This is a genomic window from Paenibacillus curdlanolyticus YK9 (genome assembly GCF_000179615.1).
GTDB classification, from domain to species: domain Bacteria; phylum Bacillota; class Bacilli; order Paenibacillales; family Paenibacillaceae; genus Paenibacillus_T; species Paenibacillus_T curdlanolyticus.
This window is the reverse complement of the sequence record NZ_AEDD01000001.1, coordinates 588,143-609,080: the sequence shown is the minus strand read 5'-3', so window position 1 is coordinate 609,080 and position 20,938 is coordinate 588,143. Positions and strand designations below refer to the sequence as shown.

At 50.6% G+C, this 20,938-nt stretch carries 19 protein-coding genes; 1 reads left to right on the top strand and 18 read right to left on the bottom strand.

All coding sequences use genetic code 11. The features are described from left to right. Positions 1 to 6: 6 nt before the first annotated feature. The 15 genes from fliI to sucC form a co-directional block, all read right to left on the bottom strand. Positions 7 to 1,332 carry a flagellar protein export ATPase FliI gene (gene fliI, locus PAECUDRAFT_RS02835; RefSeq protein ID WP_006036585.1) on the bottom strand — a complete coding sequence of 442 codons (1,326 nt, stop codon included), beginning with the start codon at positions 1,330 to 1,332 and terminating at the stop codon, positions 7 to 9. After that, complete coding sequence (locus PAECUDRAFT_RS02830) at positions 1,313 to 2,152, bottom strand: FliH/SctL family protein (protein ID WP_006036584.1); 840 nt, start codon at positions 2,150 to 2,152, stop codon at positions 1,313 to 1,315. Before PAECUDRAFT_RS02830 ends, fliI begins: the two co-directional genes overlap by 20 nt. Beyond that, entirely contained in the window at positions 2,145 to 3,158 is a 1,014-nt protein-coding gene (gene fliG / locus PAECUDRAFT_RS02825) for a flagellar motor switch protein FliG (protein ID WP_006036583.1), read from the bottom strand. The genes PAECUDRAFT_RS02830 and fliG overlap by 8 nt, the downstream gene beginning before the upstream one ends. Before the next feature lie 11 nt (positions 3,159 to 3,169). Continuing rightward, positions 3,170 to 4,753 carry a flagellar basal-body MS-ring/collar protein FliF gene (gene fliF / locus PAECUDRAFT_RS02820; RefSeq protein ID WP_006036582.1) on the bottom strand — a complete coding sequence of 528 codons (1,584 nt, stop codon included), beginning with the start codon at positions 4,751 to 4,753 and terminating at the stop codon, positions 3,170 to 3,172. Between the two features lie 44 nt (positions 4,754 to 4,797). Then, positions 4,798 to 5,106, bottom strand: coding sequence for a flagellar hook-basal body complex protein FliE (gene fliE, locus PAECUDRAFT_RS02815; RefSeq protein WP_006036581.1), 309 nt, complete (start codon positions 5,104 to 5,106; stop codon positions 4,798 to 4,800). Between the two features lie 19 nt (positions 5,107 to 5,125). Further along, a complete protein-coding gene (gene flgC, locus PAECUDRAFT_RS02810; RefSeq protein ID WP_006036580.1) occupies positions 5,126 to 5,575 on the bottom strand; it encodes a flagellar basal body rod protein FlgC in 450 nt (149 codons plus the stop codon). 3 nt (positions 5,576 to 5,578) lie between these two features. Then, positions 5,579 to 5,989, bottom strand: a complete 411-nt coding sequence (gene flgB / locus PAECUDRAFT_RS02805; protein ID WP_006036579.1) for a flagellar basal body rod protein FlgB — start codon at positions 5,987 to 5,989, stop codon at positions 5,579 to 5,581. A gap of 218 nt (positions 5,990 to 6,207) precedes the next feature. Further along, positions 6,208 to 6,978 (bottom strand): GTP-sensing pleiotropic transcriptional regulator CodY, encoded by a 771-nt coding sequence (gene codY, locus PAECUDRAFT_RS02800; protein ID WP_006036578.1) that lies wholly within the window; start codon positions 6,976 to 6,978, stop codon positions 6,208 to 6,210. Between the two features lie 28 nt (positions 6,979 to 7,006). Beyond that, positions 7,007 to 8,404: an ATP-dependent protease ATPase subunit HslU gene (gene hslU, locus PAECUDRAFT_RS02795; protein WP_006036577.1), complete on the bottom strand. Its 1,398-nt coding sequence runs from the start codon at positions 8,402 to 8,404 to the stop codon at positions 7,007 to 7,009. An 84-nt stretch (positions 8,405 to 8,488) separates the two neighbouring features. Further along, positions 8,489 to 9,031, bottom strand: coding sequence for an ATP-dependent protease subunit HslV (hslV, locus tag PAECUDRAFT_RS02790; RefSeq protein WP_006036576.1), 543 nt, complete (start codon positions 9,029 to 9,031; stop codon positions 8,489 to 8,491). Between the two features lie 42 nt (positions 9,032 to 9,073). Beyond that, positions 9,074 to 10,393 (bottom strand): FADH(2)-oxidizing methylenetetrahydrofolate--tRNA-(uracil(54)-C(5))-methyltransferase TrmFO, encoded by a 1,320-nt coding sequence (gene trmFO / locus PAECUDRAFT_RS02785; RefSeq protein ID WP_006036575.1) that lies wholly within the window; start codon positions 10,391 to 10,393, stop codon positions 9,074 to 9,076. Positions 10,394 to 10,480: 87 nt separating this feature from the next. Beyond that, a complete protein-coding gene (gene topA / locus PAECUDRAFT_RS02780) occupies positions 10,481 to 12,595 on the bottom strand; it encodes a type I DNA topoisomerase (protein WP_006036574.1) in 2,115 nt (704 codons plus the stop codon). An 18-nt stretch (positions 12,596 to 12,613) separates the two neighbouring features. Further along, the gene (gene dprA / locus PAECUDRAFT_RS02775) at positions 12,614 to 13,726 is read right to left on the bottom strand and encodes a DNA-processing protein DprA (protein WP_006036573.1); all 1,113 of its coding nucleotides are present in this window, start codon (positions 13,724 to 13,726) and stop codon (positions 12,614 to 12,616) included. A 192-nt stretch (positions 13,727 to 13,918) separates the two neighbouring features. Next, positions 13,919 to 14,851 (bottom strand): succinate--CoA ligase subunit alpha, encoded by a 933-nt coding sequence (gene sucD, locus PAECUDRAFT_RS02770; RefSeq protein ID WP_006036572.1) that lies wholly within the window; start codon positions 14,849 to 14,851, stop codon positions 13,919 to 13,921. Positions 14,852 to 14,902: 51 nt separating this feature from the next. Next, positions 14,903 to 16,063: an ADP-forming succinate--CoA ligase subunit beta gene (gene sucC / locus PAECUDRAFT_RS02765; RefSeq protein ID WP_006036571.1), complete on the bottom strand. Its 1,161-nt coding sequence runs from the start codon at positions 16,061 to 16,063 to the stop codon at positions 14,903 to 14,905. Positions 16,064 to 16,417: 354 nt separating this feature from the next. Between sucC and PAECUDRAFT_RS02760 the strand changes: the two genes are divergently transcribed. Next, positions 16,418 to 17,980, top strand: coding sequence for a YifB family Mg chelatase-like AAA ATPase (locus PAECUDRAFT_RS02760; RefSeq protein ID WP_006036570.1), 1,563 nt, complete (start codon positions 16,418 to 16,420; stop codon positions 17,978 to 17,980). Positions 17,981 to 18,059: 79 nt separating this feature from the next. Here PAECUDRAFT_RS02760 and PAECUDRAFT_RS02755 read toward each other — a convergent pair whose 3' ends face one another. From PAECUDRAFT_RS02755 to PAECUDRAFT_RS02745, 3 genes are read right to left on the bottom strand one after another with little or no spacing between them, the layout of a single operon-like run. Continuing rightward, on the bottom strand, positions 18,060 to 18,434 hold the full coding sequence (locus tag PAECUDRAFT_RS02755; protein WP_006036569.1) for a YraN family protein: 375 nt from the start codon (positions 18,432 to 18,434) through the stop codon (positions 18,060 to 18,062). Continuing rightward, the gene (locus tag PAECUDRAFT_RS02750; protein WP_006036568.1) at positions 18,427 to 18,741 is read right to left on the bottom strand and encodes an EscU/YscU/HrcU family type III secretion system export apparatus switch protein; all 315 of its coding nucleotides are present in this window, start codon (positions 18,739 to 18,741) and stop codon (positions 18,427 to 18,429) included. The genes PAECUDRAFT_RS02755 and PAECUDRAFT_RS02750 overlap by 8 nt, the downstream gene beginning before the upstream one ends. Continuing rightward, positions 18,738 to 20,825, bottom strand: coding sequence for a hypothetical protein (locus tag PAECUDRAFT_RS02745; protein ID WP_006036567.1), 2,088 nt, complete (start codon positions 20,823 to 20,825; stop codon positions 18,738 to 18,740). The genes PAECUDRAFT_RS02750 and PAECUDRAFT_RS02745 overlap by 4 nt, the downstream gene beginning before the upstream one ends. Positions 20,826 to 20,938 lie beyond the last annotated feature (113 nt).

Here is a 20,938-nt window from a genome sequence, read left to right as displayed (position 1 = left end):
TACATGTCATCTCCCGAGAAAATGTTGAATGAGCTGCTGTTGCGCGTCTTCCAAAATGACCTTCTCGTTCGTTTTCTGCCTGGTGTAGGCCCTAATTTCGTCAATCGCTTCAATCGCTTGATCGATTTTTGCATTAGAACCGTACTGATACGCCCCAATATTGATCAAGTCTTCCGAACTCTTATAAGTAGCGAGCAATCCCTTGAGCGAGTTTGCTGCATCCTGCTGCTCGTCCGTTACGATTTCTTTCATAACCCGGCTGATCGATGCGAGAACATCAATTGCTGGAAAATGACCTTGATGCGCTAAATCGCGACTTAGTACGATATGGCCGTCCAAGATACCGCGTACAGCATCTGCGATTGGCTCGTTCATATCATCGCCGTCTACGAGCACGGTATAAAAGGCGGTAATCGATCCGGTTGGTCCTGTTCCTGCCCGCTCAAGCAATTTGGGCAATGCAGCGAAGACAGATGGCGTATATCCCCGAGTTGCTGGCGGTTCGCCAATCGCAAGACCAACTTCCCGAAGTGCCATCGCGTACCTCGTGACCGAATCCATCATCAGCATGACATTGAGTCCGCGATCTCGAAAATATTCGGCAATCGTCGTTGCGATAAGCGCGCCTTTCATCCGGATAAGTGCCGGCTGGTCTGATGTTGCGACAATGACGACGGATCGCGCTAGTCCTTCCGGACCAAGATCCTTTTCGATAAACTCTAACACCTCGCGCCCGCGTTCGCCGATTAAGGCAATAACATTGACGTCTGCAGAAGTGTTGCGAGCAATCATGCCGAGCAATGTACTTTTACCAACACCTGATCCGGCAAAAATACCAACGCGCTGGCCTTGGCCAACCGTAAGCAATCCATCGATCGCTCTTACGCCGATACCTAGCGGTTGTTTGACCCGCGGCCGCATGAGCGGATTGTTAGGTACGTTATTCGTTGAGCTGTGCGGCATCCGGCTTGGAATGAATGAGCCATCCAGCGGCTGCCCTAACCCATCGAGTACTTTGCCAAGCAATTCCGAACCTACTTGCACGGTTAGCGGCTTGCCTGTACCGACTACGTCACAGCCGGGTCCAATCGATTCGAGCTCACCGAGCGGCATAAGAATGACTTTGTTGTCTTTGAAGCCAACAACCTCCGCTTTAAGCGGCTTTGCGCCTTTAGTCGGATAGATGTAGCACACCTCGCCGATACTGGCATCCGGGCCTTCAGATTCAACTGTCAATCCGATAACTTGCGTTACTTTGCCATTTACACGCACTGGATCCAACGGCCCCATGTGCTCTACATATTTAGCAGCATTAAGCTTCGGAATGCTCATCTGCGTTCCTCCACTCGTCGCTGTCTAACGCCAATTGCACGAGCTCTCGCTTAATCTCCGTAAGCTGTGTGTCAATACGCGCATCGATGCTGCCGAAACTGGAGCGGATCACACATCCATGATCGCGAACCGTCGGATCCGGCAAAATATGCAACTCAGCCTGTGAATCGATCGATAATGTCAGCTCTTCCCTTGCCGCTTGCATGAAAGCAAGATGCTGAGGCGCAACACATAAGGTGATTACACCTTGTTCACGTCTTCTAGCAAGAGACTTACGAATCATTTCAATTGCGATCTCAGGCGAAACGCTCAGTTGGCGACCGATTAGCTTCTCGGCGATTGCACAGCTCAGATCAACGAGAAAAGGCTCGGATTCCTGAATGATTTGCTCACGCATGCGATAAGCTGCGGTAAGTAGACTGCTTGCTTCTTCAATCCGCTGCTGCCATTCTTGATGAAGCTCATGCAACGCTTGAGACCGACCGTCATCATACCCGGACTGAAAGCCTTCTTCTCTAGCTTGCGTCACGATCGCTTCATCTTCGATACGGCGTTCTTGCCACCACTCGTTAATTTGCGACTCGGCGTTGGCTAGAAGCGTATTGCTGTGCTCGACTGCATCACGTACATGCTCTTCAGCGAACTGCTGCGCGTCCGCGATAATTTCGTCTCGCAACGAGATGGTTTCTGCATCAGGTTTGGGCGTCTCGTCAACAACCCATTCCTCTTCAGGCACTGGCGGTACATAACGGTTGAACCATTCCAATTTGCGCAAGTCTTCGACCGACACGACATGTGAAGACTTTATCAAATTAGACAATGATATCATCTCCTCCACCACGGGCGATGATGATTTCACTTGCTTCTTCCAGTCGGCGAATCGTTGCTACGATGCGCGTTTGCGCCTCTTCAACGTCACGCAGCCGCACTGGGCCCATATATTCCATTTCTTCCTTGAATGTCTCGGCCATACGCTTCGACATATTGCGGAAGATCGCTTCGCGCACCTCTTCGCTTGCAACTTTGAGCGCGAGCTGAAGGTCCGAATTTTCGAGATCGCGAATGATCCGTTGAATGGAACGATTGTCGATATTGACAATATCCTCGAACACGAACATCCGTTTTTTGATTTCTTCTGCCAGCTCGGGATCTTGAATCTCGAGCGCATCGAGAATCGTTCGTTCAGTACCGCGGTCAACACCATTCAAAATCATAACGATCGATTCGATGCCGCCAGCCGTCGAGTAATCTTGCGTTACCGTTGCCGATAGCTTTTGTTCCAGCACGCGTTCGACTTGATTAATGACTTCCGGCGAGGTGCTGTCCATCAATGCAATTCGGCGTGCAACCTCTGCCTGCTTCTCTTGTGGAAGTGAAGACAAGATATGCGAGGATTGGTCAGCCTGTAAATAAGAGAGAACCAATGCAATCGTTTGAGGGTTCTCATTTTGGATAAAGTTTAGAATTTGTGTCGGCTCTGCTTTGCGGGCAAAGTCAAATGGTCTTACTTGAAGCGTCGCCGTCAGGCGATTAATAACTTCAACTGCTTTTTGCTCGCCGAGCGCTTTTTCCAAAATATCTTTGGCGTACGCGATACCGCCCTGTTGAATGTACTCTTGCGCCAGACAGATCTGATGGAACTCAGATAGGATTTGTTCACGTTCCGTGCTGTCCACCTTACGGACATTCGCAATCTCAAGCGTCAATTGCTCAATCTCGTCTTCACGCAATTGCTTGAAAATTTCTGCCGAAACTTCTGGACCTAATGTAATTAACAGGATGGCGGCTTTTTGCCTGCCGGATAACCCTCCGAATGTTTTCGCCATGCCAGCCACCTCTATTCGTCCACAAGCCAAGTCCGGAGAAGATTAACGAATTCTTCTGGCTTGCGTTTGGCAAGTGTTTCAAGATTTTTACGTACCTGATGGTCGTTTGCGCCGCTATCCAGATCAAGCGTAGGGAATTCAACGCGCACCGGATCTGCTGCCGCCGCCGCTTCAGCTGCTGCGATCTCTGCATTCCGTTTGCGCTTGCGCATCATGCCGATTGCAAAGCCGGCAATAAGCGCCAATGCTGCAATACCGATTCCCGCCATCCAAGCTGTGCTGAGTTTGGAGGATTCCGATCCAGCCCCGCCTGCTGCGAAGTCTTGCGCCATAACCGTTACACGCTGGCTTACGACTGAATCACTCGTCACATCAAGTCCGGATTGTGCAAGCTGCGTGCGCAAAATTTGTTTTACATAATTCGTAATCTGCGTTTGCGCCTCGCCTTGCAGCGATGCACGGTTGACGCCGATGCTGATATTCAAATCCTTAATCATGAACGGGCTTGATTCCACGATGTTTTTGATTCGGTTAATTTCATAATTGCGAATGCTCGACGTTTCTTCGTTGGAAGAGTTGCCCGCACCGTTTGCAGCCGTATAACCCGGCACATCCGTTTCGCCTGAGCCTGGCACGCCGCCCACAGCTGAATCCGTGTTCGTCGACGTTTTGCTCGTTTCCTGCTCGCTCAACACAACGCCCTTGTTGTTATTGTTCGCAATTGGCTCCACGAGGTTTTGCTCTGATGTCTTCTGGTCGAAGTTCAAGCTGCTCGCAATATATACGGCAACATTACCTTCGCCGATCATTGTGCTTAAGTACTGTTGAATGTTCTTTTTCAACTCGGTTTCGTATTTGCGCTGAATTTGGAACAGTTGATCCGCTACTTCCGTACCGCCATTAGCAGGGCTGCCGCCTGCCTCCGAAGAGACCAGTTCGCCTTCCGTGCTTGCAATTGTAATATCATCAATTGCGAGATTAGGAACAGCCGTTTTCACGAGCTTGAAGTACCCATCTACCTCTTTTTGACTTGGACGGTAGCCGTTTGTGAACTTCAGCGTGATCGATGCAATGGCATGTTCTTCCTCTCTATCCGCGAATACGCTTTCTTGCGGAAGCGTCACAAGGACTTTGGAAGACTCTACACCCTGCATGTTGTTCAACAACTGCTGAACTTCACCATTGAGCGCGTTGCGATATTTGACGTTGAATTCATTATCCGTCGTACCCCATTGGGATGAATTCTGATTAAAGGAATCAAATCCGATGGAACCGTTACGAACTAAGCCTTGCGAACCAACGTCGATTTTGACTCGCGATGCAACCGCACTTGGAACCAAAATGCTCTTTCCGTCCGAGGACAGCTGATACTTGATGCCGCTGCTATCCAAGTATGTCATCACAGCAGCTGAGTCTGTTGTATCGAGATTCTGAAACGCAATCTCGTAATCCGTTCTTGAGAATATGTAAGTTAAAAGAATGATTGCCAGAATCAAAAATCCTAACGTACCGCCTAGCCAAATCTTCTGCTTCTTGCCCGTCTGACTCCACCATTGCGAGAGTCGGTCACGATACCGGGCGATTGTCTCATTCACAGTGTCACCTCACCCATTGCTTTGCCAGTTCGTCAATTCAAGTTCTACAGCTGCATTCGCATTATGTCTTGGTATGCTTCAACTACGCGATTACGAATCTGTGTGGTGAGCTGAAGACTGAGTTGCGCCTGCTCTGAGGCGATCATGACTTGCGATACATCTACCTTGCCTGCCATAAACTGTGTTGCTTGCACTTGCGCGTTTTGCTCTTGTGCACTCACGCTATTCAAAGCTTGCTCTAAAAAGTTGCCAAATGATTGTGTAACTTCGGCCGGCGTTGATTGTCCTACTGCCGTAATGTTGTTATTTACTTGAACCGGTTGTACCGGTATCGCGGTGACTGCCTGAATCAAGCGTCATCCCTCCATTCCTTTATCTGCCGATTTCGAGCGCCTTGGCGAACATGCCTTTCGTAGCGTTAAGCGCTGTAATATTCGCTTCGTAAGAACGTGAGGCTGAGATCATATCAATCATTTCCTTCGCGATATCAACGTTTGGCATGCTTACGTATCCGAATTCGTCTGCATCAGGATGACTTGGATTGTATACCAGCTTTGGAGGTGTTTTATCCTCGACGATTTTGGTTACTTTAACACCAGGGTTAGCTGCCGTACCATTCATTTGGCCGGAGAGTACGTCTGAGAAGCTTTTGTTTGCAGGCTCCATTACGACCATCTTGCGTGTGTAAGGAACGAATTTGCCATTCACATAGCCTGCACGAGTTGTTTCCGCGTTGGCGATGTTAGAAGAAATGACGTCCATCCGAAGCCGTTGGGCGGTTAACGCCGATGCATTTGCATCAAAACCATTACTAAGCCTCATCTGTTACGCTCTCCCTTCAATGGCGGTTGTCATCATCTTTGCGTCATGATTCACTTGCTGAATGTAGAAGTTGTAAGCGAGCTGGTTTTTTGCGAGAAGCGTCATCTCACGATCGATATCAACGTTGTTGCCATTATTGTTTATCGAATTGTTCTCGTCCAACACTACCTCAGGAGTCGGAATGGAAGAGGATTGTCCAATTGGGATATGCCTTGCATTCGTCCGAATGCCCGCAATCTTTTTCTCGTTTGTCCCCATTGCATCCGCAAGCAGATCTTCGAATAGTACTTCAGATCGCTTAAAATTCGGCGTATCGACATTTGCGATGTTGTCGGAAATTACCTTCTGCCTAGTCTCAGCCGATTGTATCGCCGTCTCCAATCGTCGAAATTCGATGCCATTCAACAATTTCACCGATTGTTCCCCACTTTCTGATTCGTGATCTCTTTACGTATTCCACTCGGACTTCGCTATTCCTTCTTGTTTCGACATCATTTTGTTAAAAAAATGAGAAAGGGATGTCGAGTTTTGCCGACATGAATATATTCATCAATTTCCAAAATATATACAATAAGAAAAAAGCCCTATCTTTTAAATTAAAGACAGGGCTTTCCTCGTCCGAACGGACTAAACTATGCTTTTATCTTCTCTAGTTCCACTAATAGCTGCGGATTCAGAATTTTAATGTAAGTGCCTTTCATACCGAGTGATCGCGTCTCAATCACGCCAGCACTTTCCAGTTTTCTCAAAGCATTTACAATTACTGAACGGGTAATGCCAACGCGATCCGCAATTTTGGAAGCAACTAACAAGCCTTCTTTTCCATCAAGTTCCTCGAAAATATGTTCCACGGCTTCCATCTCGCTGAACGATAACGACCCGACTGCGACTGCGACGACAGCGCGGCTGCGCGCTTCCAGTTCAACTTCTTCTGCACGCTCCCGCAATATTTCCATTCCGACAATCGTAGAACCATATTCTGCAAGAATAAGATCCTCATCGACGAATGTCTCTGCATCACGCGTTAATACAAGCGTTCCAAGCCGATCTCCACCGCCAATAATTGGCACTACCGTCATCGTACGATGTCCGGATAATAGCGGGAACGCCTCGGTTACACCAGGATCCGCCTCAACATTCGTAACCGTTTCCTGCAGAAGCAGGAAACGGTCATTGCTTTCCGACGTTAAGCGAATCTCGCCGCTGGACATTGCCCGCAGGTGATCATGCTCATAAGCGCCCATTGCGGCGCATCCGAGAATCTTGCCTTTTCTGCTCACGACGAATACGTTGCCTTGCATGGTGGAGCTCAGGACTTCCGCCATCTCTCGAAAGTTAAGCGCTTTGCCGGCAGCCCGCTGCAGCAGCCGGTTTAATGTCCTAGTCTTAGCTAGTAAAGTCATGTTACCTGTCCTCCCAAAACGACCCCTACTACAAAATATACTGGCTAAGATCGCGGTTTTGCGCGATGCTGCTCAGCTTCTCCTTCACATATTCAGGCGTAATCGTAATACGCTCCAAATTCAAGTCAGGCGCCTCGAAAGATAAATCCTCGAGCAGCTTTTCCAGTATCGTATGAAGCCGGCGTGCGCCGATATTTTCGGTATTTTTGTTTACATCAGCAGCTATGGATGCGAGCTCCCGAATCGCTTCATCGGAGAAATCGATTGCGATGCCTTCCGTTTCCAGCAAAGCTGAATATTGCTTGGTTAAAGCATTTTTAGGCTCTTGCAAGATTTTCACAAAATCTTCTAGGCTTAAGCTCGTCAGCTCTACCCGAATCGGGAAGCGTCCTTGAAGTTCCGGGATAAGATCCGATGGCTTCGCGACATGGAAAGCCCCCGCTGCAACGAATAACACATAATCCGTTTTGACAGGACCATATTTGGTCATAACCGTAGAGCCCTCAACGATCGGCAAAATATCGCGCTGTACGCCTTCTCGCGACACATCCGGACCGGAGCCTCTCGACGGGCTGGCGATTTTATCGATCTCATCGATGAAAATGATACCGGACTGCTCGGCACGCAATACCGACTCGGTAATCACATCATCCATGTCGATCAGCTTTGTCGCTTCTTCTTGGATAAGCGCTTTACGCGCTTCCTTTATTTTGAGCTTGCGCTTCTTCGTCCGCTTTGGCATGAATTGGCCGAGCAAGTCCTGCATGTTCGCTCCCATGCCCTCGCCTGGCTGGCCAGAAAGCATATCCATCATATTCGGCGTGTTGTCTTCGACTTCGATCTCAATCATTTCATTTTCCAACAGCCCGGCTGCCAGCTTTTCCTTCGCAGCCTTGCGCTGCTCCGATACAGAAGAGTCGTATTCCGGTTCAGGCTCAGACTCCTTGCCCTGTTGTCCACCGAATAACATTTCAAACGGATTTTTTTGCGTTTTGGACTTAGTGGCAGAAGGAACAAGCAGTGCTACGATCCGTTCATTCGCAAGCACCTCTGCACGATCCTTGACGCGTTCCGTACGCTCTGCTTTGACAATGCGAATGGCCGTTTCAACCAGATCACGCACCATGGACTCTACATCTCGGCCAACATACCCGACCTCGGTGAACTTGGTTGCCTCGACTTTAACGAAAGGAGCCTGCACGAGCTTCGCCAGACGTCGAGCAATTTCCGTTTTGCCTACGCCTGTAGGACCGATCATCAGTATATTTTTAGGAACGATCTCGTCCCGCAATTCTTCAGACAGCCTGCTTCTTCTGTACCGATTGCGCAATGCGATGGCAACGGAGCGCTTCGCTTGTTTTTGACCGATAATATATTTATCTAACTCTGCGACAATTTGTCGCGGTGTCATCGACTCATTCCCCATTGTACATCCCTCCGCCGGTTAGTGTATTGTCCCTAGTCCACTTCTGTTAATATCCTTCTTCCTACCTATTGCAAGGTACAACTACTACACTTCTTCCACTATAATATTGCGATTCGTAAACACACAGATGTCGGCTGCAATCTCAAGGGCAGCCTTGGCCATATCTTTTGCTTCCATATGCGTTGCATGCTGTTTAAGCGCTCGTGCCGCAGACAATGCAAAGCTTCCTCCGGAACCGATCGCAAGCACATCATCATCCGGTTCGATAATTTCGCCATTTCCCGAAATCAATAAAAGCCCTTGCGCATCCATAACGAGCAGCATCGCTTCGAGCTTGCGAAGCACGCGGTCGGATCGCCATTCTTTGGCAAGCTCGACAGCAGAGCGCTGCAGGTTGCCGTGATGCTCCTCCAGCTTGCCTTCAAACTTCTCAAACAATGTAATCGCATCAGCGACAGATCCGGCAAAGCCGGCAACCACTTGTCCGCGATACAAGCGGCGTACTTTTTTCGCGGTCCCCTTCATGACCATGCTGTTGCCGAAGGTAACTTGACCGTCGCCTGCAATCGCGCCTTGGCCATTATGACGAACCGCACAAATCGTCGTTGCGTGAAACTGCATCTCCATGATGGACACCTCCTGTAGTTTTTCCGCGTTTCGCTTGGAGCGTTAGCTTAAGAACTCGTTTTTGAACTGTTCAAGTGAAGCTAAAGCACGATTGGCAATCGCTTCATTTTTCTCTTTCTTGCTTTTCATTCGTTTTTCAAGCGGCGGGAACAAGCCAAAGTTCGCATTCATCGGTTGAAAATGCTTGAAATCCGCTGTTGTTATGTACTGCGCCATACTGCCCAGCGTTGTATCGGCAGGGAGCTCAACCGGCTCCAGCCCGCGTGCGAGCCTGCCCGCGTTTAAGCCCGCTATAAGCCCAGAGGCAGCTGACTCTACATAACCCTCTACCCCAGTCATTTGGCCGGCAAAGAAGAGCGTCTCACGCGCTTTAAATTGATAAGTCGACCGGAGCAGCCGCGGCGAGTTAATGAATGTATTTCTGTGCATGACGCCAAAGCGGACAAACTCTGCATTCTCCAAGCCAGGAATGAGCGAGAATACCCGTTTTTGCTCTCCCCATTTCAGATGCGTTTGGAAGCCAACCATATTATACAGAGTGCCAGCAGCGTTATCTTGGCGAAGCTGGATGACCGCATGAGGCAGCTTGCCAGTATGCGGGTTAATTAAGCCTACGGGCTTCATTGGTCCAAATAGAACCGTTTGCTTGCCGCGACTCGCCATAATCTCGATTGGCATGCAGCCCTCAAAATAAACTTCCTTCTCGAAGTCTTTCAATTCTGCCTTTTCTGCAGTCGTCAGCGCCTCGTGGAAAATGTTGAATTCCTCTTCTGTCATTGGACAGTTCAAATAAGCCGCCTCGCCCTTGTCGTAACGTGATGCGAGATACACCTTCGACATATCGATCGAATCTTTCTCGATAATCGGTGCTGCAGCGTCATAGAAGTAAAAATATTCTTCGCCTAGAAGCGCTTGAATGCCTTGCGACAACGAAGGGGCCGTCAATGGTCCCGTCGCGATAACGACGATGCCATCCTCTGGAATGGCTGTCAGCTCTTCATTGCGTACCTCGATCAATGGATGCTCGCGCAGCAATCGCGTTACCTCGCCTGAGAAGCCATCGCGGTCAACCGCAAGCGCGCCTCCTGCCGGTACGGCATTGCGATCTGCAGAGCCTAGAATCAGAGAGTCTAGCGCGCGCATTTCTTCTTTCAGTACGCCTACTGCATTTGCTAAACCATTGGCGCGCAAGCTGTTGCTGCACACGAGCTCCGCAAATTTATCGGTATGATGGGCTGGCGTACGGGTAACCGGACGCATTTCATATAAGGTTACTGGAACGCCTTGTGATGCGATCTGCCATGCGGCCTCGCTGCCGGCTAAACCAGCACCAACGACCGTTACTCTTGTAGTTGAAGACAAATGAAGTACCTACCTTTCTGAATGAAAACGGCTGCCGCCCTGAGATGGACGGACAGCGCGTCGTTAATCCGGCAAGCGAGCAGAACGCTACGCTTGCTCTTGTTCATGATCCATATCGTTATCATCAGCCACTTGCTCGCTATGGTCGCATTGCGTGCATTGCAGCTTAACGCCCGCCTTGCTGCGTTTCTCCACTAGCAACCCCCCGCAGGATGGGCACGGCTTGCTTGCTGGCTTATCCCATGAAACAAAATCGCATTCCGGGTACAAGTTGCAGCCGTAGAACACCCGGCCTTTCTTGCTGCGGCGTTCAATGATGCTGCCCTTCGCACACTTCGGACATGTTACGCCGATATCTTTGACGATCGGCTTCGTGTTTCGGCATTCCGGGAAGCCGGAGCATGCCAGAAACTTGCCGAACCGCCCCATTTTGTATACAAGATGGCGTCCGCATTTCTCGCAGATTTCATCCGACACTTCATCTTGAAGCTCGATCTCTTTCATCTCTTCTTCAGCGACTTCAAGTCTCTTCTCGAATGACTCATAGAAATCAGCGAGCACTTTCACCCAGTTCTCTTTGCCATCCTCGACGTGGTCAAGCTCATCCTCCATTTGGGCGGTGAACTCCGCGTCAAGAATTTCCGGGAAAAACTCTTCCATCAGCTGGCTGACGAGATCGCCAAGCTCCGTCGGAATGAACTTTTTCTCTTCAATCGCCACATACCCGCGCTTTTGAACGGTTTCCAGCGTAGGCGCATACGTACTTGGTCGCCCTATGCCGAGCTCCTCGAGCGTCTTGACCAGCCTTGCTTCTGTATAGCGAGGCGGCGGTTGCGTAAAGTGCTGCTTCGGATCGATGGCCTCCGTTACGATCGTATCGCCTATCGCAAGCGCTGGAAGAAATTTATCATCATCATTCGGCGTTCCGTCATCGTTGCCTTCGACGTAAACCTTCATGAAGCCGGAGAACTTTACTTTCGAGCCGACAGCTCGGAATCCGGTTTCATTTGCCTTCAGGTCGACGGTCATCGTATCGAGGATTGCCGAAGACATTTGGCTTGCCACGAACCGCTCCCAGACCAGTTTATAAAGTCTAAGCTGATCACGGCTCAAAAACTCTTTCATTTGATCCGGCTCGCGCATGACGGAAGTTGGACGAATGGCCTCATGCGCATCTTGCGCATTGCTGTTTTTCCTCACATAAATACGCGGCTCTTCGGGGAAATACGACGCCCCGTATTTATTCGTTATGAATTCTTTCGCCTCTTCCTGTGCGACAGGCGAAATACGAGTCGAATCCGTACGCATATACGTGATCAGACCGACCGTGCCTTCTTTGCCAAGGTCAACGCCCTCGTAAAGCTGCTGCGCGACAGACATCGTCTTCGAAGCGCGGAATCCAAGCTTGCGTGCCGCCTCTTGCTGCAAGGAGCTCGTGATGAATGGCGGTGCCGGGTTGCGCAAACGTTCCTTCTCCCGCACCTCGCTCACCGTAAACGGCGCGCCATTCATTTCTGCTAATATTGCTTGTACGTCTGCTTCGCTGTTAAGTTCCCGTTTCTCGCCGGAGATCGAATGAAATTTCGCATCGAAAGCAGCATCGCCCTTCATAAGACGTGCTGTAATCGTCCAATATTCCTCTGGCACGAATGCATCAATTTCATTCTCGCGGTCGATAATCAGCTTCACTGTAACGGACTGCACACGGCCGGCAGAGAGGCCTTTCTTGACTTTCTTCCATAGCAAAGGACTGATCTTGTAGCCTACAAGCCGGTCAAGAATACGACGCGCTTGCTGGGCATTGACCAGATCCATATTAATCGGTCTTGGCGTCTTGAAAGCATCCTTAACGGCCTGCTTCGTAATCTCATTGAATACCACTCGGCAGCTATTCGCCTCATCCAGCTCCAGATAGTGGGCAAGATGCCATGCGATAGCTTCACCCTCGCGATCGGGGTCAGCCGCGAGATAGACGTTTTTCACTTTTTTGCTCGCATCCTTCAGTTCCTTCAGAATGCTGCCTTTTCCTCGGATCGTTATGTACTTCGGATTAAAGTCATTTTCAACTTCAACGCCGATTTGACTTTTGGGCAAATCGCGAATGTGACCCATGGACGCTTTTACGATATATTTACTGCCCAAATATTTGCCGATCGTTTTCGCCTTGGCAGGCGACTCGACAATAACGAGCGAATCCGCCATTAAGCGTCCTCCTCTCCCTTAGATAACGGTATATGTAGCTCCGTGCTGTTGTTGAACCTTACGATTTATACATAAATTTATCAGAACAGCGTGCAAATGTCCAAGAGACATTCCCGTAAGCTCATGAAGTTCATCGGCTGAGCACGGTTGATCGAGCAATATTTCGTACACGCTTCGTTCATCTTCGCTTAATGACTCTAGGCCATTAGTCGCTAATAAACTGCCGTTCTGCGTAATGGATTCCATGTCCATATAAGGTAAATGCTTGAACCAATCTTCGGTGGAACGGATAACGCGAGCCTTTCCATATGCCAGCAGTTGGTTCGTTCCGTTGCTTTTCGGCGAGGTGACCGGACCAGGCAGCGCGAACAGCTCCCTATCGAATGAAAACGCCTGCTCTGCGGTGATCAGCGAACCGCTTCGATCTGCCGCCTCGATGACAACCGTCCCTGCAGACAGTCCTGCGATAATTCGGTTGCGTAACGGAAATAATCCAGGGTGGAATGCAGTGCCTATGGGCGCTTCTGTCAAAAGAAGGCCCTGTTTCGCTATTCGGCGAAACAGCGATGCATGCTGAGGCGGATAGATGCGCTCAATTGGCGTTCCGAGTACAGCAATGGTGCTTCCAGAACGTTCAACAGAAGCTTCGTGCGCGATGCCATCGATCCCTTTGGCAAGGCCGCTAACAACGGTTAGCCCTCGTTCTGCAAATCCCGACGCCAGCTGCTCCGTCATATGTCTGCCGTAGGCTGTCGGCGTTCGCGTGCCTACAATAGATACGGCAGGCCGGTTCAGAAGCTCCAATCTTCCTATTGCGTATAACACCCATGGCGGCTCATGAATATTCCGAAGCCCGTCCGGATACTCCGCGGAATCCACGGTTATCACGCTCGCGCTCCGCTGCAAATATTTCTTTATGATAAAATCATACCCGTTTTGGCACTCTGAGAAACGTTTTGCTGCTTGATTCGCTTGCTCCGGTCGAAATCCAGCCGATAACCACGGCTCAATCGAATCGAGTGACGCTCGCTGCCACAGTCGTGCGTCAACCGCTCTTTTGATCGTCTTCCATCCGATGCCTGGAATGTCATGGAGCATGACGAGCATTTTACTTTTATTAAAATGAGACATTTTACCTTCCTCCTGTACGGAGGCTTGCATCCTTTTCCTATTTTGCTCTAGCCAGAACGAGATTGCAAGCCGACCGCCCGATTTAAATGCAAAAAAGCAGCCAATCGTACCCTGTATAGGGACGAAAGGCTGCTTGCCTCTCCTCTTGGACCCACCCGCCTAAGCATGCGATGAGTCCAACAAAAGTTATATTTATTTGCGCGTAATGCATTTTTCCAACAAGCCTTGCTCTTCGAGCACGGATACGAGCGTCGAGCCCATTTCCGAAGGTGTTGGGGATACTTTTACGCCACAAGCTTCGAGCGTTGCGATTTTCTCTGCAGCAGTACCTTTACCGCCCGAAATAATAGCGCCAGCATGGCCCATGCGTTTGCCTTCCGGAGCTGTTGCGCCGCCGATAAAGCCAACCACTGGTTTTTTCATGTTTGCTTTGATCCATTCAGCCGCTTCTTCCTCAGCCGTGCCGCCGATTTCACCGATCATGATGACAGCGTACGTGTCTGGATCTTCATTAAACATGTTCAGTACGTCGATGAACTCCGTACCTTTAACCGGGTCGCCGCCGATACCGACTGCCGACGATTGGCCGATGCCGCGCGTCGTCAATTGGTGTACAGCCTCGTAAGTAAGCGTTCCGCTGCGGGAAACGACGCCTACATGGCCTTTCGTATGGATGTAGCCAGGCATGATACCGATTTTGCACTCGTCAGGCGTAATGAGACCCGGACAGTTAGGACCGATCAAACGTGTTTTTTTGCCTTCCAAGTAACGTTGAACCTTCACCATGTCAAGCACTGGAATGCCTTCCGTGATGCAGATAACGATTTCCAATTCAGCGTCAACTGCTTCAAGGATTGCGTCAGCTGCGAACGCTGGCGGTACGTAGATAACGGATGCTGTTGCGCCCGTTGCCGCTACTGCTTCTGTTACCGTGTTAAACACTGGAAGCGAAGCCGTGCTGCCGTTCTCGAGTGCAATCTCAACCGTTGTACCGCCTTTGCCCGGCGACGTGCCGCCAACCATTTGCGTACCGTAATCGAGCGCGCCCTTCGCGTGGAACAGAGCTGTTTTGCCCGTAATCCCCTGCGTGATGACTTTCGTATCTTTATTGATCAAAATGCTCATCGAAATTTCACATCCCCTGAGAAAAAATTCGGATTTAGCCGGTTGCTTGTCCTATTTCACGAGCGCAACGATTTTTTGCGCGCCGTCGGCCATGGAGTCAGCCGCAACGATGTTCAGGCCGGATTCGTTCAACATTTTTTTGCCGAGCTCTACGTTCGTGCCTTCCAGGCGTACAACGAGCGGACGGTCGAGTCCGAGCTCTTTTGCAGCAGCAATTACGCCTTCAGCGATAACGTCGCAACGCATGATGCCGCCGAAAATGTTTACGAAAATGCCTTTTACTTTCTCGTCGGACAGGATGATCTTGAATGCTTCCGTAACTTTCTCCTTGGTAGCACCGCCACCTACGTCGAGGAAGTTGGCAGGGTCGCCGCCATAATATTTGATAATGTCCATCGTCGCCATAGCAAGGCCTGCGCCGTTAACCATGCAGCCGATGTTGCCATCGAGCGCGATGTAGCTAAGGTCGAATTTGGACGCTTGGATTTCTTTCTCATCTTCTTCATCCAAGTCGCGAAGCGCCAAAATATCAGCATGGCGATACAGCGCATTGGAATCGAAGTTCAACTTCGCGTCAAGAGCCATTACGTTGCCGTCACCCGTAACGACGAGTGGATTGATCTCCGCGATGGAGCAATCTTTGTCAACGAATGCCGTGTACAACGCGATCATAAAGCCGGCCGCTTTGTTCACGAGCTCTTTTGGAATGTTGATGTTGAATGCAAGACGTTTCGCTTGGAAAGCCTGCAGCCCGATTGCCGGGTCAACGATTTCTTTGAAAATTTTCTCTGGCGAGTGCGCAGCTACTTCTTCGATCTCCGTGCCGCCCTCTTCGGATGCCATCAGAACGACGCGGCCAGTGCCACGGTCGACGACAACGCCAACATAATATTCCTTCTTAATGTCGCAGCCTTGCTCGATAAGCAGGCGCTTCACTTCTTTGCCTTCTGGACCTGTTTGATGCGTGATCAGCGTTTTACCGAGAATTTCACTCGCGTAAGCTTTCACTTCATCCAGATTTTTCGCGACTTTAACGCCGCCCGCTTTACCGCGGCCACCTGCGTGGATTTGTGCTTTTACAACGACAACAGAAGTGCCAAGCTCTTTTGCAGCTTCGACAGCCTCGTCAACTGTGAAAGCGACTTTGCCTTCAGGCACGAGAACTCCGTATTGCTTCAGGACTTCTTTGCCTTGGTACTCATGGATATTCATTAACGAAATCCTCCAATCCGCAAACTGTATCAAGCAATGGAATGTAAACAAACAAGCTTATTGTATCACTAAATGTACAACCTTACCTCACTTTTGCAAAATTAATAAACTGCTCTTTTGATATGAAATTCATCTAGTTTTGAGATGATATGAGATCGAATCACATTGGTTTTCGCATTTCTCACATTTCAAAAAATAGGCTAGAACGCCAATTTATCCACTCCTTTCGCATCAATTCGGCCTCCTCGTTGACAGCAGCTTTTTCCATCGATATGATAGAGCCAAGAGATGAATGACTGATACGGAACCGTAAGGAAGCACCTTCGACCGATAATGACGGAGGTGTATTTTGTTATGTATGCCAGCCTACTGGGTTCAAGCGTTTCCGGCATAGATGGAATTTCCATCGCAGTTGAAGCCGATATTGCAAGCGGGCTGCCCCAGGTCAATCTGGTCGGTTTGCCAGACAGCGCGATTCGCGAGTCTTCCGAGCGTGTTCGGGCAGCGATTCGAAATTGCGGCTTTCAATTTCCAATGAGCCGCATTACGATTAACCTCGCTCCTGCCGATCTTCGCAAGGAAGGCTCCGCATTCGATCTTACGATTGCCGCAGCTATACTCGTTGCCAGTGAGCAGCTGCCAGCCGCCCCATTCCAACGTACGCTCCTAATTGGCGAGCTTTCGCTCAATGGCGATGTTCGCGCGGTGCCTGGCGTCCTGCCGATGGTCGAGCAGGCGATCAGGAACGAGGCTACACGCGTTATTCTTCCGATCGGCAACGCCGCTGAGGCTGCCCTGTTGAACAAAATAGACGTTTACGCCATCTCTCATCTCAACGAGCTTGCAGCTTGGAACGAAGGTGATCGCTGGCAAGCTTTTCGCTATAAGCCAGAGTTGCATCAGCTTCAACCGGCTCGCAACATCGTAGATGGGACATCCGCTAGCGAAGGCTCGCTCGACTATGGCGACGTGCTCGGGCTGCACGGCGCCAAGCGCGCCCTGCTCATCGCTGCCGCCGGAAGTCATAATGTGCTGTTATGCGGCCCTCCTGGTACAGGTAAGACGATGCTCGCTCGCCGTCTTCCTACTATTCTCCCGCCACTAACGGATGAAGAAGCGCTTGAGGTGACCAAAATATATAGCGTTGCAGGCAAGCTAGGCGCAAGCCCCACTTCACTCATCCGTACTCGACCGTTTCGTTCCCCTCATCATACGATATCCGCTGGCGGGTTAATCGGTGGAGGCTCTATACCCCGCCCTGGCGAAGTCACGCTCGCGCATCGCGGCGTGCTTTTTCTCGACGAGCTTCCCGAGTTCACACGACCCGCACTCGAGGTTCTACGCCAACCGCTGGAGGATCGTGCTGTAACGATTGCTCGCACAAAAGCAGTATTCCGATTCCCTGCCCGTTTCATGCTCGCTGCTTCCATGAATCCATGTCCATGCGGTTACTTAGGCAATGACGCCAACGATCGGCATTGCACTTGTACAGATGCAGCAGTCGCTCGTTATCGAAGCAAAATATCTGGGCCTCTCCTGGATCGAATTGACCTGCTGCTCGAAGTGCCCCGCCCAAAAACATTTCAATCTGCACGCCCTGGCATGACAAGCTCCGATATGCACGCTCTTGTTATGTCTGCTGCTGAACGACAGCACCACCGGTCGAGAACAACTGGTGTCCATTGGAATGCCGAATTATCGGGTGCTACCCTTCATCGCGCCGTGCAATTATCCGCAAGCTCCGCTAAGTTGCTTCGGCATGCATTTGATAAGCTTGGAATCAGCTTCCGTGCCCATGACCGCATCCTGCGGCTTGCCCGAACCATTGCTGATGTTTCTAATAGCTCCGCAGTCGATGAAGAGCATATGTCGGAAGCCATTCAATATCGGCGATCCGGGGAAGTCATAAGCGAATAGCCCCTAGAAGTCCTTCAATAATAAAAGCAGAAAGAATCGAGATGGACGAAGCCATCCTGCGGTTCCTTCTGCTTTTTCTTTAGAAAGCATTTTGAATATGAGTCAAATTGATCAGGGTATTATCTGCGCCCAGCATTACCGTAATGACATCGAACCGAACGGTTCGACCGCTCAGCTTGCGTGTTTGCAAATAAATTTCCGTAACCATGCGCACCTTCTGGCATTTTCGAAAATCGACGGATTCCGCCGCTAACCCGAACGCAGCCGAAGAGCTCGAGCGCCTCGTACGCACTTCAATGACAACCATCGTTCCGTCCTGCTCTGCAATAATATCGACCTCACCGGCGCGGCATCGCCAGTTTCGTTCCCGTATCAAGTAGCCCGCTTCAACCAAATGCCGCTCCGCAGCCGCTTCCCCGATTTTTCCCGTTTCGATTCGGTTACTTTTAATCATCCCACGCTCCTGCTCGTTTGTCCGAACGATAGACAAAACTTAATATCTCGGCGACAAGCGCGTATAGCTCTTGCGGAATTTCTTGATCGATATCGAGCTTCGAGAGCACCTCCACCAACGAGGAATCCTCTTGAATCGGAACGCCATTTTCCGCTGCCTTCGCGACGATCGCTTCCGCTAAGTGGCCTTTTCCTTTCGCAATTACGACAGGCGCCGAACGTTCTCCAGGCTCATACTTTAAGGCTACTGCCTTACGGGCTTGATTCGTTGGCTCCCCGTCCTTGGCAGATTCATGTAGTGGGCTCATATCCGGAAATCGACTCCTTTGTACGGCTTCGCCCCATAGGAGGGTACTGTCGGTGGAAATGCCGCTTCGCCCCCTGACGCGCCCTCAGCGCTGCTCCCATTGGCTTTGATTGACTCGTCTGGCATGGCGGTGACTTTGAACGTCAGCAGCTGATAACCCGCCTGCTGAAGCGCGGCAGCAACCGCATTTCGTTCCCCCAACGCAATCGTCTGCATGAGCGGATGATCGTTCCACACGTTTAAGTTTACGATTTTATCGACGACATGCACATCCACGATCGTATTGCCGATTGATTTTAAATTCAAATCAAACAGCAGTCGGCAATTGGATGCGTCGAGTTCATTCTTCGGTCCCCGCTTCGTTTGGACATGAACGGATGCAGTCTGGCTGCCTTCTTGGTTAAGCAGCGGAATGAATAACGTAAGATGCGTTAGCATTGACCCGTTGCGTTCGGGCGACAAGAGCAACTGCTGGCCGGTAATTTGCTGAACGAGCTGCTGAGCCGTCTCTTTGAGCTGAGCAGGGGCATCATCCATTGATGCGAGGGACATTAACGCGCTTTTCAGCGATTCCGATGTTATCCCCTCTGCCGCGTGAGCATGGTTCTGCAGTGGAATCGAAGGTGCGGCACGCAGCCCCTCAGCGCCAATCGCTTGACGCATGAGACCATTTTGTCCACCCGTCAAACGCCCTGCCGCGTTTGCTTCACCTTCCGCTTGCATATCACTCGCCGCTTTTTCAACTTCCGTTGAAGCAGCCCCAGATGACGGGGTTCCACTAGGCTTCCTCATGTCGGCTCCAACCATATTAGGCGCTGTCCCATTACCTCCATTGCGGGGCAACGGTATCGGTTCGCCTTGTGCATCAACATTGCTTCGTGTTTCAGCCTGGTTGTTAACATTAGTGCTCAAGCCCGTAGCAGCAGGCTTATTGCTATTTTGCGACGCATTCGTTGTTTCGATTGCCCGCATACGCGTTGTCTCTTGAAGCAGCTCATGCTCATGGTTTACGCCGAGCACCTGCAGCATCTTGCCCAGCCAGCCTCCCGAATCTGTCGAGGCGGGACGGCCGGTCACGGCTGGTTCAGTAAAGCGTCCGTTATTTCCTTGGCCGCTTGTCGCATTCGACGTAACTTCTGCATGGCCGCCTGTCGCCATAGATGAAGGGGCTGTTTTGCTGTCGGTAGGCACCGTGTTCGGTTGTCTACCCAGTGGCCCTTCAGCCTGTGCTGGAGACGTTTTAGCATTGGCAGCTGCGTGTGTCTGCGAGTCCGCCGCTTCTTGTGATAGCCCGTCTCCTCCGCTGCCTTCCACAGCCTGCTGCTGCAGCGCTGCTGCTTGTGCAAGCAGTTCCTTCACACGCGCTGCTAGAGCTGTTGCTGACGTTGCGGATGGACCTCCCGCCGCTCCATTTTTCACCGTGCCATCCGGCAGTATCGGCTTATTTGCCGCCCCTTCCGCCGCCTCTGGTTCAGCCGCCCTTCCATCAGCCTCTGTGCCAGCCACTTGGGTTAACTGATGGCTGATCGTATCCAGCAAAACATGCATCGGCTTCCCAAACATCACCTGCCGCATAGCCGCCACCGTTTGCTCCGTCATTGGCAACCCTCGTTTGAGCGCCGCAGCCGCAGCCTGCATCCACTCTGCTGGATCGACCCCTTTTGGAATCGCGCTAAATACCTGCTTTAACGCTTGCGCAACTTCACGCGTCATCGGAATCCCATCACGCTTCATATCTCGGACGATTTCCATCGCCCATTTCGAATCCGGCAGCCCTGCTGCTTTTACCAATTGCCGCACCGTATCGTCCGATGCTTGCTGCTCAGCCGAATCGATTGGCTTCAGTACGATCATCCCGGAATTCGATTCAGGCTGAACCTTTAAGGTCGCTGTTTGTCCGGGAGATAGCGGCGTTTCCAGCTTAGCACGGACTTGTACTCCGTTTATTTGCACCAGAGCCTCTTGCTCTCCCTGTGTTTGCAGCACGACACCGCGCACCACTTGACCTGCTTTTAACTCAAGCTTACGGCTCTCGCCATTCTGCACGTCACCGAGCAGGCTTCTCATCATCTGGCTTATATTCAAAGTAAATTCCCCTTTTGTCGATCGATCACTCCGTATATCGTTTATATCGGCACAAAACGGGCGAAGCTAAACCATTCTTGCTGAAAATCTATTACATTATGCGAAAAGTAAAA